The sequence below is a fragment of the Pelagibacterium luteolum genome (assembly GCF_900100665.1).
Taxonomy (GTDB): domain Bacteria; phylum Pseudomonadota; class Alphaproteobacteria; order Rhizobiales; family Devosiaceae; genus Pelagibacterium; species Pelagibacterium luteolum.
Map to the genome: position 1 here is coordinate 99,874 of NZ_FNCS01000008.1, position 15,501 is coordinate 115,374.

A 15,501-nucleotide genomic window follows, 5' to 3' on the forward strand; every position below is an offset into this window, starting at 1 on the left:
ATAGGGTTGCCCACCGCTCGGCTCAAGGCTGCGGCGCTGCGAGTTTGAACGGACCACGAAGGCCAAGTGCGGACCCCGCCAGAATACCGGCAGCAGCGACGAACGACCCAAGCGCAAGGGTCGACAGCCCGGTGAGCCCCTGCCCTATGGAGCATCCAAGTGCCAACGCGCCGCCGATTCCCATAAGGGCCCCACCGCCAGCATAGCGCAGGATTGAGCGCGGCCTGGTGAACCCCTCAAGCTTTGCGGTGCGTGTCGCCAAGGCTGAAGCCAATGCACCGAGGAAAACACCAGCCACGACCGTCACCCCGAAACTGAGCCGTAGGCCGGTTGCCAACATGACATATTGAATGGAGTTGCCTATCGGCGCGATGAAGGTAAGTGATTCAAGAGCTGCCGGATCGAAATCATCCGCGCCTAGCACGCCAGTGCTATACCAGCCAGCGACCACCAGCCCACCGATAACGAAGCCGCTGGAAACAGCCCGCCAATCGGCACGAAACAGGGCGCTTGCAAACGCAAAGATCGCCAATCCTCCCGCTAGAACCGAAATGACGATCCATCGTGCCAATTCGTAAGAGAGACCCAAGTCGGTAACAAGGTGGGGGATTGTCGCCTGTGTGGCTGGCGACCAGACACCAATGCCCTGCAGCCACAGCCTCACGGGTGCGATCAGCCCAGTCAACGTCGCCGCAGCGGCAACGCCGAGGCAGAGCAGAACTAGAAGCGAGCGCAGGTTTCCGCTGCCCAAAAGCACCAGGGAGCGGGCGCCACAGCCATTGGCCATGATCATGCCAAAGCCAAAGACCAGCCCACCGAGGAAAATGGCAGGCGCGGCGATCATCGGTTGGACATAGAGCGACTGCGTAAGTGTCACCAACCCGAGAGCATCAAGTGCCTGACTTCCGACGAGCGCAACGGCAATGGCGAGCGCAAACGCACGTATCTTGCGACCGTCCGCATCCACCCACCAGGTCTTGAGCCCGCGCATGAGGCAAAAGCCCGTAACTTGCCCACAAACGCCGAAGGCGAGGCCGATAAACAGCCCCGCCCATAGCACCAATTGTTCAAGTGAAGTTATGCCTGTCACGCCGGTTGAGAGCCCCAGATATCCTGGGTTATGGCGTCATACCAGCCTACGGCGTAGCGGGCTTCGGCGGCGCGGAATTCCGCATCTGCTTCCGCAGGGCTGACCCCACCGGAGCCTTCGACCGAGATGATTTCACCGTTCTCGACACGGTAGACGCCGGCAACGGAGATGCCGTATTCGGGGCCGATTAGACTGTAGCAGGTGTTGGCCCAGGACGGCGCAGGCGCTTCTTCACCGGTGAGCGCGGCAACGATGGCCGAAGCGGCGACCTTGCCCTGCGCATTTGCGCTGAAGCCCGATTTCGGCATCGGCGCGGCAATTGTGGCGTCGCCAACGACATAGATATCGGAAACCTGCTGGGATTCGAAGGTTTCGGGATTGATCGGCACCCAGCCACCTTCATTGGTCACACCGGCAGCTTCAGCAATGAAGCCGGCCTTTTGCGGTGGAATAACATTGAGAACGTCGGCCCGATGAATTTCACCGAACTCGGTCTCGACTTCAAGATTTTCAGCATCCACGCGAATGACCCGGCCATCATTGGACAGGCTCACCCACTCGATCATATCGCCATAGAGCTCTTGCCAGCCGGCCTGGAACAGGCCCTGCTTGGAAAACGCATCCTTGGAGTCGAGGATGAGTATCTTGGAGCTGGGCTTGCTTTCCTTGAAATAGTTGGCGATCAGCGAGACCCGCTCATAAGGCCCGGGAGGGCAGCGGAACGGATCGGCCGGGGCGGAAAGGATAAACAGTCCGCCGTCGTCCATCGCTTCTAACTGGCTGCGCAGCAATTCGGTCTGCGGCCCGGCTTTCCAGGCGTGAGGCGCCAATTCTGCTGCTGCCTCGTCATAGCCCTCAATGCCATCCCAGCGCATGTCGATGCCCGGAGACAACAGAAGCTTGTCGTAACCGAGCGTCTCGCCAGAGGCAAGCGTCAGCGTATGCGCATCGCCATCCACACCTTCCGCCCACTCGGTGATCAGCTCGACCCCATAGGTGTCGGTGAGTTCATCGAACGAATGGCCAATGGAATCGAAGTCTCGCAGACCGCCGAGATAGAGGTTCGAGAACGGGCAGGTGTAGAAGCGCGGAGAGGCTTCAACGAGCGTAACCGCGATATCGGGATTGCGCCGCTTGATATATTTGGCTGCAGTCGCCCCGCCAAACCCACCGCCTACGATCACGACGCGCCCGGCAGTCTGGGCACGCGCAACGAACGGCATGGACAATAGTGGCGTAGCGGCAAAAGCGGCAGCGGCGGATTTGATGACTTTACGTCTGGAAATCATGGCGTGCCCCTACTCCTCGATCTCGGAAAAATGCAGCGCGAGAGCTTCAAGCTCTTCGTCGCTATAACCCTTGGCGATGCGCCCCATGATCGTCGTGCCGGGCACCTCGTCGGCCTTGAAGGCCAGGAGCTGTTCGAGAATGTATTCAAACGGCAAGCCGGCGATCGATGGTATCGCGCCTGGCGAGTTTCCATCTGTGCCGTGGCAGTTTGCGCAGGTGCCGGCCAAGACGCTGGCGTCGGTTTGAGCCTGGGCGGCGCCGGTCATCAGCACGCCCGTAGCAAGCGCGCCGGCCAAAGCCAGAGCGATTTTATCCCATGGCATGAGAAATGTGTCCCCTCTCTTGCGGTCGTGTGAGTGAACGACCAATTGGTGTAGTGCGCGCATGGTAGCCTCTGGTTTGTGTGGACCGCAACGCGCTGATATTTCAAATGCGGCATTAAAGCTGGAAAAACTCTTTCCAAATCGCCGCCCCAACGAAACCGCGGCACGCACTAACCAATTGATCTGAAATCGACTATCCTGAAGGCAGCGACCAGACGGAGCGCGGATTCGATAGGTCGAGCGTCTACGGGAAGGATTAAAAATGGCCAAGAGCGCTTCGCGTGCCCAGGCAGCCGCCGAACGGAAAAAGCCCAAGGCGAAGGCCGTCAAATTCGCACCGGGCGAGCTTCCAACACGAGAAGCAATCCTCGAGGCGATCGCGGACTTTCCGGAAATCAATTCCAAGCGGGAAATCGCCCGGCATTTCAACATCAAGGGCGACGATCGCGTGCCGCTCAAGGTGCTTTTGCGCGACATGGAAAAGGAAGGCCTTCTGGCGCGGAGCCGCAAGGAATTGCGTCCCGTTGGAGAGCTTCCATCCGTGACTGTCCTCGATATTCCTGCCGATGCCGATCCGGAGAATTTGCACGCCTTTCCATCCAAATGGGATGACGACGGCGGCGAGCGGCCACGGGTCGCTGTCGAAGTGGGTAAGGATGCGCGGGTAGCCCCTGCGCCCGGCGATCGGATTCTAGCACGAATTCAGCGCGGTGACGGGGTCGTCCCAACTTACACCGCACGCCCCATGAAAGTGCTCGATAAACCGCGCAAAGCCGATCTTGGCATCGTTCGCATGGATGATGATGGGGCGCGCCTCGTTCCCATCGAGCGCAAGGCCCGCGAAATGCGGATAGCCGCCGGTGATCTCGGCGAAGCCAAGGACGGGGATCTCGTCGAGGTTGAAGTCACCGTCTCGGGGCGCTTGATGATCCCGCGCGCCAAAGTGGTCAATGTCGTCGGCAATCCGCAATCCGAAGGTGCGGTTAGTCTGATCGCGCTCCATGCGCTCGATATTCCATACCGCTTCCCCGCTTCCGTTCTCAAGGAAGCTCAGGAGGCCACTGAGGCGACGCTGAAAGGCAGAGAAGATTGGCGCGACATTCCGCTCGTGACCATCGATCCCGCCGACGCCAAGGATCACGATGACGCGGTTCATGCCGAGCCCGATACGGATGCGGATAACCCTGGCGGGTTCATCATCCATGTCGCGATCGCCGATGTGTCCTATTATGTGCGTACGGGATCGGCGATGGATCGCGAGGGCTTTATTCGCGGCAATTCGGTCTATTTTCCTGACCGCGTCGTTCCGATGCTGCCAGAGCGTATATCGAACGACCTTTGCTCGCTTCGCGAAGGCGAAAACCGCGCCTCCATGGCGCTGCGGATCGTCATCGACGCCGAGGGTAACAAGAAAAAGCACTCCTTCCATCGCGTCATCATGCGCTCGGCCGCCAAGCTGAGCTACAATCAGGCTCAGGCCGCGATCGATGGTGACCCGGACGATGTGACCGGGCCACTACTCGAACCCGTGCTGAAGCCGCTCTGGGCTGCCTATGGCGCGCTATCAGCGGCGCGCGACCGTCGCGGCCCGCTCGCGCTGGATTTGCCGGAACGCCGCATCCGCCTCGATGAAGATGGAATGGTCAAGGACGTCTATGTTCCCGAGCGGCTCGACGCGCACAAGCTGATCGAAGAGATGATGATCCTCTCCAACGTCTGTGCTGCCGAAACGCTTGAGAAACATAAGATCGGCCTGCTCTATCGCGTCCACGACGCACCGAGCCGCGAAAAGATCGTTACCCTTGGCGAGTTTCTAAAATCGCTCGACCTGCCGGTTCCGCGCAGCGAAGCCTTGCGCCCGCGCGACTTCAATCAAATCCTCTTCCGCGCCGAAAAAGCCGGCAAGAGCCAGCAGGTCAATGAAATGGTCCTGCGCAGTCAGGCGCAGGCCGAATATGCGCCGGGCAATTATGGCCACTACGGACTCAATCTCGATCGCTATGCCCATTTCACGTCGCCGATCAGGCGTTATTCCGATTTGATCGTCCATCGCGCATTGATCCGCGCCCTCGATCTTGGCGACGACGGACTGACCGATGCAGAAGAAGGACGGCTTGGCTCGATCGGCGAACATATCTCCGCAACCGAACGCCGGGCGATGGTCGCGGAACGCGAAACCTCCGACCGCCTCCTTGCGCAATACCTCGCGGGCCATATCGGCGCGCGCTTCCGCGGAACCATTGCGGGCCTTGTGGGCGCTGGCCTGTTCGTCCGTCTGGATGAGACCGGAGCGGACGGTTTCGTGCCGGTTTCCTCGCTTGGTCAGGACTATTTCCGCTATTTCGAAGAGCAGCAGGCGCTGATCGGCGAGCGCACAGGGGAGCGGTTCAGGATCGGCGACAAAGTTGACGTGCGACTGCTTGAAGCAGCGCCCATGGCTGGCGCTTTACGGTTCGAGGTCTTATCTCAGGGCGAACGGGTCAAGGCGCCAGGTCCGGGACGTGGCCGCAATGCCCGGCGATCCAAGCCTGCGTCGCATGGGCGGCGCTCACGGAGATAGCATGACTTTCACCGACGTAACATTGCGTCCCCACCGCCCCACATGGCCGGCCATGCTCAACGGCATCAAGTGTCGCTGTCCCGCGTGCGGCGAAGGCAAGCTGTTCAGCAAATATCTAAAGGTCGTGGATACCTGCGACAACTGCGGAACCGACCTTCACCATCACCGCGCAGACGACGCCCCGCCCTATCTTGTGATCACTATCGTGGGGCACATCGCGGTGGGCGCCGTCTTGCACATGGAGATGGGCTCGACGCCCTGGCACCCCCTCACCTATCTCTGGGTGATGATTCCCTTGATCATCCTGTCGTCGCTCATCCTCCTGCCGATGACCAAGGGCGCTATCGTCGGACTGCAATGGGCGCGGTATATGCATGGCTTTGATCCGGTGGACAGATACGGCGATATCGAGGACGACGAACGCACGTGAGTGCGCTTGACTTTTGGCGCGAAATGCATAGTTTGCGCCCAACTCATTTCCGAGCCGTGCGCACAGACCGTCGCGCGGCCTATTTGTTTCAAAGGCTACCGCGATGGCAAAGTCCAACACGATCAAGATCAAGCTGGTTTCGACCGCTGACACCGGCTTCTTTTACGTGACCAAGAAGAACACCCGTACTGCGACCGAGAAGCTCTCGTTCCGCAAGTATGATCCGGTTGCGCGCAAGCATGTCGAATTCAAGGAAGCCAAGATCAAGTAATAGGTCTGCTTTCGATGGCATACGAAAAAGCCCCGCTCTTGAGCGGGGCTTTTTGTTGTTGCAGTGAAAAAAGTGGCTGACCCGGGCCGGTTTGTCGAAGAGGCCACTCTTGTCCGAACCGGGCCAGCCGCCCTACGGAACAGGAGTTGCGGCGGACCTGAAAACCGTAGGGTGTTAGACTGAACGGTGAGGCGATGCCCCGTCCGTTTCAGTTCTTGAAATCTACTCCTCAGCCCTGCTCAAGCCAAGCAAATCCGGAGTTTGCACTCTCGGATTCAAAAATCATAATGAAAGATTAACCTTACCTGCACCCGATTCCGCTTGACGCGCGGGCCAACCAGGGATGCGACGGCTCTAAGCGGCGCGCGCTGAGTCGGCGACGACGCGATTCCGCCCGGCGCGCTTGGCGTGGTAGAGCGCGATATCGGCCCGCTTGGTCACAGATTCCGGCGTATCGAGTTGATAGGCGTTGAGCGCAATCCCCACGCTGACCGTGATGGCCAGAGGACGATCGGTGCCCACCGCGAACCCATCGTCCGCCATCGCACTGCGCACGCGCTCTGCGACGTTCTCAGCCTGGCGAAGATCCGTATCGGGCATTACGACGACGAACTCCTCCCCGCCAAACCGGCACGCGAGATCGACGCCACGGATATTGCGCTGCAACCGTGCTGCGAATTCCTTGAGTACGGCGTCGCCGACGTCGTGGCCATAAGTGTCGTTGACGGGCTTGAAATAGTCGATGTCGAGCAACATGACGGCCATGTCGCGGTCCTGGGTTTTCGCCTTGTTCAGCACCATGGCCAGATGCCGCTCGAAATAACGGCGGTTGTAAAGCCCAGTCAGCTCGTCAATGACGGCCATCGCCATCGTGGAGTTCAGGCTTTCGCGCAATTCGACGGTGTAGCGTTGACGCCGGATCTGCGTTTTCACGCGCGCCAGAAGTTCATGGCGCTCGATCGGGCGCATGATGAAATCATTCACCCCGAGATCAAGCGCCCGGACGATTTGAGGCCGATCACGCTCTTCTGCAACCAGAACGATGGGAACGGAGCGGGTCTGGTCAATGGTGCGAATCTGCGAGCAGACACGCAAGGGATCGAACCCTTCGAGCGCCATCGAGACCACAGCGAGTTCGAACTCCCCGCCGGCCATATGCAGTACCGCATCGGCCGGTTCTGTCAGAACCGTGACGCGATGATGATCGCGCAGGTAGGATTCCAGACGCTCGGCGCGGCTCCGCTCGGTGTCTATGACAAGGATGCGCCCTTGATCGACCGCGATACCGTATTCGGAGCGCGAGGCGTCCTCGAAAGCAATCTCGTGGCTGGTGCGCGCGCGTGCGCGCAACTCGTCACTCAGCGACTTGAGCCGGACGAGGCTTTTGACCCGCGCGAGGAGTTGGATGTCGTCGACGGGCTTGGTCAGGAAATCGTCAGCACCAGACTCGAGTCCCCTCACCCGGTCCGACGGCTGGTCCAGCGCGGTAATCATGACGATCGGGATATGAGACGTAGCAACGTCGTGCTTGAGAATCTGGCAGCACTCGAACCCGTCCATTTCTGGCATCATGACGTCGAGCAGCACGATGTCGATGTCCTGCGTCCGACATATCTCGATAGCCTGCGGGCCGGAATAAGCGGTGACGACCTCGAAATATTCGGCAAGAAGCCGCGCTTCGAGAAGCTTCACATTCGTTGGAATGTCGTCAACGATGAGCACTCGTGCAGTCACGGCGCGCGTCTCCGCTCCAGGGAAAAATCGGGCTACTCGGCCTTGCCAATGTAGCTTTCAATCGTTTCCAAAAAGTGAGGCACGGAGATTGGTTTGGAGATATAGCCCTCGCAACCGCCTTGGCGGATACGCTCCTCATCGCCTTTCATGGCAAATGCGGTGACCGCAATGACCGGTATTGCGGCGAGGTCATCGTCTTCCTTGAGCCACTTGGTCACGACCAGCCCCGAGACTTCGGGCAGCTGAATGTCCATGAGTATCAGATCCGGGTGATGCTCACGCGCGAGATCGAGCGCTTCCATACCGTTGCGAGTCTGGATTGTGTGGTAGCCGCGCGATTCCAGGAGATCGTGGAAAAGCTTCATATTGAGCTCGTTGTCCTCCACGATCATTACGGTCTTGGTCATGGGGTCCTTCGCTCGCACCCTCATCGGGCGCTTTCGATTGTCATCGCAGTGCGGTATCAGCAATGTATTACGAAACCAGAAATACGCTGAGTCTGAGGCCGTGCGCGAGAGAGTTGAGTCCAGTGAGCTTTTGATGATCGGCGACGCGTGCCTGAATTGGCTCGCGGGCGATGTCGAAGAGCTCGAACGCTTCATGGCGCTAGCGGGTTATTCCCCGCAGCGCTTGCGCGAATCCGTCGGCACACGCGCCCTCTCGGAAGGTCTTCTCGACTATTTTGCCCGTAACGAGCCGCAGCTTCTTGCCATGTGCGCCAACGCCAATCTCGACGTCAGTCGGGTGATGCGCGTCTGGCACGGCCTCAATCCGCAGAGTTGAACCAATGGCAGCGAGCGGTTATCTCTGCCGCGATTGCCTGACGCATGCCGAAGCGGCCCGCGGGCCTGAACGTTGCCCGAAATGCGGGTCTCCACGAGTTATCTATCACGACGAGCTATTTGCGCTTTCGATCGCCCATATCGACTGCGACGCGTTTTATGCCTCGGTCGAAAAGCGCGACGATCCCACGCTGATCGACAAGCCGCTCATCGTGGGCGGCGGACAACGTGGCGTGGTCTCGACCTGCTGCTATATCGCCAGGATGAGCGGTGTGCGGTCTGCCATGCCAATGTTTCAGGCCAAGCGTCTCTGCCCCGATGCCGTGGTGATCAAGGTCAATATGGCCAAATATGTCGGCGTCAGCCGTCAGATACGCGAGAAGCTTGAAGCGCTGACGCCGCTGGTTCAGCCCCTGTCGATCGACGAAGCGTTTCTCGATCTTTCCGGCACTGAGAAGGTGCATAAATCGGCGCCGGCGGTGTCATTGGCGCGCCTTGCCAAGGCCGTCGAGGACGAGATCGGCGTCACGATCTCGATCGGGTTGAGCCATAACAAGTTCTTGGCAAAGATCGCTTCCGAATTGGACAAACCACGCGGGTTTGCCGTGATTGGGGTCAAAGAGACGGTAGAGCTGCTGTCGACCAAATCGATCAGCGTCATCTTCGGTGTTGGCAAGGTGATGGCCGAAACCTTGCGCAAAGATGGGCTTTTGACGATCGGCGATTTGCAGCGGCGCTCGCCGGAGGACCTGATGCGTCGCTATGGCGAGATGGGCGCCCGTCTCGCCAAGCTTTCCCGTGGTGAGGACTACCGTCGCGTCTCGCCTGAACGCGAAACCAAGTCAGTGAGCACCGAGACGACCTTCTTTTCGGATCTTGCAGACTTCGAGTCGCTATCCACTGCCCTGCTGTCACTCAGCGAACGATTGTCCGAGCGGCTCAAAAAGCAGGGGCTGGTTGGAGACACAGTGACGCTGAAGCTCAAGACCGCAGGATCCAAATCGCGCACGCGCGCTCAGCACATTATGATCCCGACGCAACTGGCGACGACGCTTTATGAAACCGGTGTCCAGCTTTTGGCCCGCGAGGTCGACGGCACGGCCTTTCGGCTGCTCGGGATCGGTGTTACCGGTCTGGAAGCGGCGGACGGCAACGACCCTGTCGACTTGATCGAACCCGCTATTGCGAGAAAGGCCGCCGCTGAGCGTGCCATCGACCGCGTCCGTGACCGCTTCGGTCGCGAGGCCGTGGTGCGTGGCAAACTATACCAAAAGCCCAAGACCAAAGAGAACAAGCCGGAGACCAATGATGACGATCGAGCAGAAGCTGACTGAACTGGGCATCACCCTCCCCACCCCTGCGGCTCCCGCTGCGAGCTATGTTCCAGTCCGCCGGGCGGGCAACATGCTCTATGTGTCCGGTCAGTTGTCGAGCGGTTCTGAAGGTCTGCTGAAGGGGCGCCTGGGCGATGGTACAGACGTCGCGACTGGACAAAGAGCGGCCGAACTCTGCGCTATCAACATTCTTGCGCAGGCAAGGACGATCGCCCCTCTCGATACTATTGTGGCAGTCCATAAGCTGACGGTGCTGGTCGCCTCGACGCCGGATTTTCACGAGCAGCATCTTGTGGCTAACGGCGCATCCGATCTGTTCATAAAAGTGTTGGGTGACGCGGGTAAGCACGCCCGTGCCGCGTTTGGCGTGGCCTCCCTTCCCCTTGGCGCCGCAGTGGAAATCGACGCCGTTATCGAGATTGAGTAAATGACGACAGTGCCGTTTCTGCGCCCCATTGCCCACCGCGGACTGCACGACAAGACCAGTGGCGTGATCGAAAACTCGGCCTCTGCCTTCGAGGCCGCAATTGCCCGGGGTTTTGGCATAGAGTGCGATCTGCAACTCTCGGCTGATGGGGAAGCTGTCGTTTTCCACGATCCGGTTCTCGACCGCCTCGTGGGCCAGACCGGCGCTATGCGCGATGTCACGGCTGCAGAGATTTGCGCGATGCCTCTGTTGGGGAGTGCAACGCACGACTGTCCGCAAACCTTCCTGGCCTTTCTGAACCAGATTGCCGGGCGCGCCCCGCTGGTTGTCGAGCTTAAGCATCAGGCCGATCCCGAGGAGACTCAGCGGCTCGCGGCGCGGGTGGCGGAATGCATTGCCGGCTATAACGGCGACCTCGTCATCAAGTCCTTCGATCCCAAGATGCTGATCGCCGTTCGGAAGGCGAGATATTCAGGTCCGCTCGGCATCATCACCTATGGCTATGATCGTCCAGACTGGTATGGCGACATGCCCGCCAGTCAACGATTTGTGCTCAGGCATCTCTTGCACTACCCCGTATCGCGCTTCACATTCATATCCTGCGAGCGCACGGCGTTGCCGCTGCCCGCAATCCGCCTGTTTCGCGCGCTAGGGCAAAAGGTGATGAGTTGGACGATAAAATCGCCAGCCGAAGCCACAAACGCCCGGCACCACGCCGACCAGATCGTCTTTGAAGGATTCGATCCCGACCTTTGAGTGAATCATCCGAGCTGACCGTTACGGTTCACCCCTCGACCGCATCCATCCCCGCCTCCACCTGGAACAGGCTCGCAGCCGGTGGTAGCGCGCGCCCGCAGAACCCTTTTCTAGAGCACGCGTTCTTTCTGGCGCTTGAAGAGTCGGGCTCAGCCACGGCTCGGACCGGCTGGCAGCCGCAACACATCGTGGTGTCCCGCGACGATACGGCGGTGGGGCTGATGCCCCTCTTTCTCAAATCTCACTCGATGGGCGAGTACGTCTTCGACCATGCCTGGGCCGATGCCATTGAACGCGCCGGCGGACATTACTATCCCAAGCTGCAATGCTCGGTTCCTTTCACGCCTGCCAGCGCCCCAAAGCTTCTTGCCGCCGATACCCAGACGCAAATCCTGCTGCTTGAAGCGGCCCAAGCGCTGACCGGCAAGCTCGACGCCTCATCCGTCCACGCCACTTTCGTCACCGAGAACGAGGAAAAGATTGGCGCGGCAACGGGCTGGCTTACGCGCTACGACACGCAATTCCATTGGTCCAACGATGGATACGAGAGCTTCGACGCCTTTCTCGACACGCTGCAGTCGCGAAAGAGGAAGTCCATCAAGCGGGAGCGGCGCGAGGCGCTGATTGACGGGATCACCTGCGAATGGGTGACTGGCAATGATCTGACCGAGAGCCATTGGGACGCGTTCTACGAGTTTTACATGGACACGGGCGCGCGCAAATGGGGGCGGCCCTACCTCAATCGCGAGTTCTTTTCGCTCATCTCGGAGACAATGTCCGACCGCATCGTCCTGATGCTGGCCCGCGATGGCGCTCAATACATTGCAGGTGCGCTGAACTTTCTAGGCAGTGATACGCTCTATGGCCGCAATTGGGGCGCCGTGAGAGATGTCCCATTCCTCCACTTCGAACTTTGCTACTACCAGGCTATCGATTTCGCGATCGCCCATGGCCTAAAGCGCGTTGAAGCTGGAGCACAGGGCCAGCATAAGCTGGCGCGGGGATATGCACCCGTGACGACCCGCTCGATCCACTATCTCGCCCACCCCGGACTGCGCCGTGCGTTGGCGGAATATCTTGAGGACGAACGCAGATACGTCGAACTCCAGAATTCCGAACTGGCCGACTACACGCCCTTTAGAAAGGGTTAGCTGCATTTTGCGTCCCGCTCGTGGTGGGCTATACCTCCGAACAACGCAAAAGGAGATGGCGATGACCGCATACGATCCGGACAATATTTTCGGCAAGATCCTGAAAGGCGATATCCCAAGCCATAAGATCTATGAGGACGACGATATTTTCGCCTTCATGGATGTCATGCCGCAATCGACCGGACATGCACTGGTGATCCCCAAGACAGGCTCACGCAACATTTTGGATGCCGATCCGCAGGTTCTCGCTAACCTGATTCAGAAGACCCAGACGATCGCTCGCGCCGTGATGACCGCCATGAACGCCGATGGACTGCGGATCGCCCAGTTCAACGAAGCTCCGGCTGGCCAGACCGTCTTTCATCTGCATTTCCATATCATCCCCATGTATGACGGCGTGCCGCTGCAGCCGCATACGGGACAGATGGCCGACAATGACCAACTCTCGGTGCAGGCGGAAAAGATCCGGGCAGCGCTCGCATAGCCTGTGGGAATTTCGGGGATAACTTCGGGTAAAACGAAATGAAAAAGGGCCGATCGATGACCGGCCCTTCTTGCTATTTATCGGATGGTCTCAAGTGTTCTGCTCAGCACCCTTGGGCTTTGCGGCAGGCTTCTTGGTCGGCTTTTTGCCGCCCTTCGGGCCAGTGATGGCCTTGGGACGGGCTGGACGCGGTGGCACGGAGACCAGCTCGAGCCGAGCCTCGCTACCTTCACCGACGACGGTTACCTTGACCGATCCGCCCTTCTGCAGCAGTCCAAACAGCACTTCTTCCGCCAAGGGCTTTTTGACATATTCCTGGATCACGCGGCCGAGCGGACGCGCACCCATCTTTTCGTCATAGCCACGTTCGGCCAACCAGGCCGCAGCCTCGGGCGTAAGCTCGATCGTGATGCCACGTTCGGCCAACTGCCCTTCGAGCTGCAGGATGAACTTCTCCACCACACGGTTGACTGTCGATGGCGGAAGCGGTGCGAAGGAAATGATCGCATCGAGCCGGTTGCGGAACTCGGGCGTAAACATCCGATTGATCGCTTCCTCGTCGTCGCCTTCCTGACGCACGCGTCCGAAGCCGATCGGCGATTTGGCCAGTTCTGATGCACCGACATTGGATGTCATGATCAAAATGACGTTGCGGAAATCGACCTGCTTGCCCGAATGATCGGTCAGCTTGCCGTGATCCATCACCTGCAACAGAATGTTGAACAGGTCCGGATGGGCCTTTTCGATCTCATCGAGCAGCAGCACCGAATGGGGGTGCTGATCGATGCCGTCGGTCATCAGGCCACCCTGGTCGAACCCGACATAGCCCGGAGGCGCGCCGATCAGACGGCTGACCGTGTGACGCTCCATATATTCGGACATGTCGAACCGGAGCAGTTCCACACCCAGCGTGTCCGCTAGTTGCTTGGCCACCTCGGTCTTGCCCACGCCTGTCGGCCCCGTAAACAGATAAGACCCGATGGGCTTTTCAGGTTCACGCAAGCCGGCACGCGCCAGCTTGATAGCCGACGAGAGAGCTTCGATCGCCTTGTCCTGACCGAAGACGACACGCTTGAGATTGGTTTCCAGGCTGCCCAGAAGCTCGGTGTCGGATTTGGATACCGATTTCGGCGGGATGCGCGCAATAGTCGCTATCGTCGCCTCGATATCTTCGACATCGATGGTCTTCTTACGCTTGTCCTCAGTCACCAGCATCTGCCGCGCCCCGGTCTCGTCAACCACGTCGATCGCTTTGTCGGGCAGTTTGCGGTCGTTGATGTAACGGGCTGAGAGCTCAACGGCAGCCTTGATGGCGTCGTCGGTATATTTGAGCTTATGATAGCCCTCATAATACGGACGCAGACCCTTCATGATCTCGATAGCGTCGGGAATTGTCGGCTCGTTTACGTCGATCTTCTGGAACCGGCGCACCAGCGCGCGATCCTTCTCGAAGAACTGGCGATATTCCTTATAGGTCGTCGAACCGATGCAGCGGATCGCACCCGAAGCCAGCGCAGGCTTGAGGAGGTTGGACGCGTCCAAAGCGCCGCCCGAGGTTGCACCGGCACCGATCACAGTATGGATCTCGTCGATAAAGAGAATCACGTTCTCCTTCTTTTCGAGCTCCTTCATGATCGCCTTGAGGCGTTCTTCGAAATCGCCTCGATAGCGCGTGCCGGCAAGCAGCGAGCCCATGTCGAGCGCATAGATGACGGAATCATGGAGCACTTCCGGGACGTCGCCCTCTACGATGCGGCGGGCGAGACCTTCGGCGATTGCCGTCTTGCCCACGCCGGGATCGCCCACATAAAGCGGGTTGTTCTTGGAGCGCCGGCACAGAACCTGGATCGTCCGCTCAAGCTCCGAAGCACGCCCGATCAACGGATCGATCTTGCCTGCCTTGGCCTTGTCGTTGAGGTTGATACAGAAATCGGCCAGCGCCGAACTCTGCTGCGGCGCCGAGTTGCCGCCGCGTTCCTGCTCGCCTTCAAAGCCGGGCCCGCCCTCTTCCGCGCCGCGGATCGGACGATCGGCATTACGGCCGGATTTGGCGATACCGTGCGAGATGAAGTTGACGGCATCGAGCCGCGTCATGTCCTGCTGCTCGAGGAAATAGGCAGCGTGGCTCTCGCGCTCCGCAAAGATGGCGACAAGCACGTTTGCACCCGTTACTTCCTCGCGGCCCGACGATTGTACATGAATAACCGCGCGCTGAATTACGCGCTGAAAAGCAGCGGTCGGACGCGCGTCCTGGCCGTTGGGTACGATGAGGCTGTCGAGCTCCTCATCGATAAATTCTTCAAGATCGGTTCGCAGGGCTTCGATGTCGACATCGCAGCCATTGAGGACCGAAATCGTATCGCGATCTTCGGTCAAGGCGAGCAACAGGTGCTCGAGCGTCGCAAATTCATGCGAACGCTCACGAGCGAGATTCATCGCCTGATGAAGTGCCTTTTCGAGACCACGGGAGAAAGAAGGCATGTTGGTCCTATCCTATTGCTTTTCCATCACGCATTGCAGCGGATGGGAGTTTCTGCGCGCGGCATCCATCACTTGTGTGACCTTGGTTTCGGCCACCTCATAAGGATAGATTCCGCATTCCCCCACGCCTTGGTTGTGAACGTGCCACATGATGCGAGTGGCATCCTCCACGGATTTGTTGAACACCTGCTCGAGAACGGCAACTACGAACTCCATGGGAGTGTAGTCGTCATTGAGCAGTAGCACACGATAAAGACTCGGCTTCTTTGTCTTGGGGCGCGTCTTGGTGACGACCCCAACCTGCCCATCCTCATCATCCTGATCGCGCTTATTCGGCCCTGTTGCGCGCAAGGGTGCGCCGGGGAAGCTCATATATCTAATGCGGTCG

At 59.2% G+C, this 15,501-nt stretch carries 16 protein-coding genes; 9 read left to right on the forward strand and 7 right to left on the reverse strand.

Annotated elements, in window-relative coordinates; all coding sequences use genetic code 11:
• Positions 1-22 precede the first annotated feature (22 nt).
• Genes BLR31_RS13470 through BLR31_RS13480 form a run of 3 tightly spaced genes read right to left on the reverse strand, consistent with a single transcriptional unit; the run spans position 23 to position 2,703 of the window.
• The gene (locus BLR31_RS13470) at positions 23-1,081 is read right to left on the reverse strand and encodes a YeeE/YedE family protein (protein WP_425287247.1); all 1,059 of its coding nucleotides are present in this window, start codon (positions 1,079-1,081) and stop codon (positions 23-25) included.
• A 5-nt stretch (positions 1,082-1,086) separates the two neighbouring features.
• The gene (locus tag BLR31_RS13475) at positions 1,087-2,379 is read right to left on the reverse strand and encodes an NAD(P)/FAD-dependent oxidoreductase (protein WP_090597219.1); all 1,293 of its coding nucleotides are present in this window, start codon (positions 2,377-2,379) and stop codon (positions 1,087-1,089) included.
• A 9-nt stretch (positions 2,380-2,388) separates the two neighbouring features.
• Positions 2,389-2,703: a c-type cytochrome gene (locus BLR31_RS13480; protein WP_090597220.1), complete on the reverse strand. Its 315-nt coding sequence runs from the start codon at positions 2,701-2,703 to the stop codon at positions 2,389-2,391.
• 262 nt (positions 2,704-2,965) lie between these two features.
• Between BLR31_RS13480 and rnr the strand changes: the two genes are divergently transcribed.
• From rnr to rpmG, 3 genes are all read left to right on the forward strand, one after another.
• Entirely contained in the window at positions 2,966-5,263 is a 2,298-nt protein-coding gene (gene rnr, locus BLR31_RS13485) for a ribonuclease R (RefSeq protein WP_090597221.1), read from the forward strand.
• Between the two features lies 1 nt (position 5,264).
• Complete coding sequence (locus tag BLR31_RS13490) at positions 5,265-5,693, forward strand: DUF983 domain-containing protein (protein WP_090597222.1); 429 nt, start codon at positions 5,265-5,267, stop codon at positions 5,691-5,693.
• Positions 5,694-5,796: 103 nt separating this feature from the next.
• Entirely contained in the window at positions 5,797-5,964 is a 168-nt protein-coding gene (gene rpmG / locus BLR31_RS13495) for a 50S ribosomal protein L33 (protein WP_090597223.1), read from the forward strand.
• Positions 5,965-6,318: 354 nt separating this feature from the next.
• Here the strand turns inward: rpmG and BLR31_RS13500 are convergent, their stop codons facing one another.
• Entirely contained in the window at positions 6,319-7,698 is a 1,380-nt protein-coding gene (locus BLR31_RS13500) for a PleD family two-component system response regulator (RefSeq protein WP_090597224.1), read from the reverse strand.
• 32 nt (positions 7,699-7,730) lie between these two features.
• Complete coding sequence (locus BLR31_RS13505) at positions 7,731-8,105, reverse strand: response regulator (protein ID WP_090597225.1); 375 nt, start codon at positions 8,103-8,105, stop codon at positions 7,731-7,733.
• A 100-nt stretch (positions 8,106-8,205) separates the two neighbouring features.
• On the opposite strand from BLR31_RS13505, the gene BLR31_RS13510 reads away from it, so the two are divergent.
• From BLR31_RS13510 to BLR31_RS13535, 6 genes are read left to right on the forward strand one after another with little or no spacing between them, the layout of a single operon-like run.
• Positions 8,206-8,481, forward strand: coding sequence for a DUF3572 family protein (locus BLR31_RS13510; protein WP_176762660.1), 276 nt, complete (start codon positions 8,206-8,208; stop codon positions 8,479-8,481).
• A 4-nt stretch (positions 8,482-8,485) separates the two neighbouring features.
• Positions 8,486-9,814 carry a DNA polymerase IV gene (locus BLR31_RS13515; RefSeq protein WP_090597227.1) on the forward strand — a complete coding sequence of 443 codons (1,329 nt, stop codon included), beginning with the start codon at positions 8,486-8,488 and terminating at the stop codon, positions 9,812-9,814.
• Positions 9,789-10,241, forward strand: coding sequence for a RidA family protein (locus BLR31_RS13520; RefSeq protein ID WP_090597290.1), 453 nt, complete (start codon positions 9,789-9,791; stop codon positions 10,239-10,241). The genes BLR31_RS13515 and BLR31_RS13520 overlap by 26 nt, the downstream gene beginning before the upstream one ends.
• Positions 10,242-10,997 carry a glycerophosphodiester phosphodiesterase family protein gene (locus BLR31_RS13525; protein WP_090597228.1) on the forward strand — a complete coding sequence of 252 codons (756 nt, stop codon included), beginning with the start codon at positions 10,242-10,244 and terminating at the stop codon, positions 10,995-10,997.
• Complete coding sequence (locus BLR31_RS13530; protein WP_090597229.1) at positions 10,994-12,148, forward strand: GNAT family N-acetyltransferase; 1,155 nt, start codon at positions 10,994-10,996, stop codon at positions 12,146-12,148. The genes BLR31_RS13525 and BLR31_RS13530 overlap by 4 nt, the downstream gene beginning before the upstream one ends.
• A gap of 55 nt (positions 12,149-12,203) precedes the next feature.
• The gene (locus BLR31_RS13535; protein WP_176762661.1) at positions 12,204-12,632 is read left to right on the forward strand and encodes an HIT family protein; all 429 of its coding nucleotides are present in this window, start codon (positions 12,204-12,206) and stop codon (positions 12,630-12,632) included.
• Positions 12,633-12,722: 90 nt separating this feature from the next.
• On the opposite strand, the gene clpA is transcribed toward BLR31_RS13535, so the two are convergent.
• Positions 12,723-15,113: an ATP-dependent Clp protease ATP-binding subunit ClpA gene (gene clpA / locus BLR31_RS13540; RefSeq protein WP_090597230.1), complete on the reverse strand. Its 2,391-nt coding sequence runs from the start codon at positions 15,111-15,113 to the stop codon at positions 12,723-12,725.
• A gap of 12 nt (positions 15,114-15,125) precedes the next feature.
• Positions 15,126-15,485: an ATP-dependent Clp protease adapter ClpS gene (gene clpS / locus BLR31_RS13545; protein WP_176762662.1), complete on the reverse strand. Its 360-nt coding sequence runs from the start codon at positions 15,483-15,485 to the stop codon at positions 15,126-15,128.
• Positions 15,486-15,501 lie beyond the last annotated feature (16 nt).